This window comes from Alteromonas sp. a30 (assembly GCF_026788005.1).
Classification (GTDB): Bacteria; Pseudomonadota; Gammaproteobacteria; order Enterobacterales; family Alteromonadaceae; genus Paraneptunicella.
Genome location: NZ_JABEPE010000086.1, coordinates 1 through 867, shown reverse-complemented (window position 1 = coordinate 867; position 867 = coordinate 1). Strand labels below are relative to the sequence as shown.

Here is an 867-nt window from a genome sequence, read left to right as displayed (position 1 = left end):
ACGTCGCCATCAAGCATTAAAAACCAGCGCTGGTGTACACGGCAAACGTCATCAAAAGGGATACATTGGCTCAGGGAAAATCGCCATTATTGGCCTTGCAGGACGTTACCCACAGGCACCGGATTTAGACACCTTCTGGGACAACCTGAAAACCGGCAAAGACTGCATTACTGAAATCCCAGAAGATCGCTGGGATCATTCCTTGTATTTTCACCCTGATAAAAACCACCAAGGGACTACGTACAGCAAATGGGGTGGGTTTGTTGAAGGTGTTGACCAATTCGATCCCTTGTTCTTTGGCATATCGCCTCGAGAAGCAGAGATCATCGACCCACAAGAGCGGCTGTTCCTAGAGTGTGTTTATGAAACCCTTGAAGATGCGGGTTACACACGCAGCGCGCTATCGGCAAGAAAGTCGTCACTCAATGAGCAAACGCTTAGCGGGAACATTGGTGTGTTCGTTGGCGTGATGTATCAGGAATATCAGCTATACGGAGCGCAAGCACAAGCGCAAGGGCATGGCGTAGCATTAAGCGGTAATCCTAGCTCCATTGCCAATCGTGTGTCCTATTTCTGTAACTGGATTGGCCCGAGCATGGCTATCGATACCATGTGTTCGTCGTCGCTTACGGCGTTGCATTTGGCGTGTCAGAGCATTCGTTCAGGCGTGTGCGATATGGCGATTGCGGGTGGCGTGAATGTGACGGTGCATCCGAATAAATATTTGTTGCTGTCGCAAGATAACTTCACTGCCAGCAATGGTCGTTGCATGAGTTTTGGTGAAGGTGGCGATGGTTACGTGCCGGGTGAAGGCGTTGGCGCGGTTTTGCTTAAACGCTTAGAAGAAGCGGAGCAAGAAGGCGACCA

At 50.3% G+C, this 867-nt stretch carries 1 protein-coding gene; it reads left to right on the top strand.

The features are described from left to right. A partial coding sequence (locus HJG39_RS19300) for a polyketide synthase (RefSeq protein WP_268412054.1) occupies positions 1 to 867 on the top strand: 867 nt, incomplete at both ends.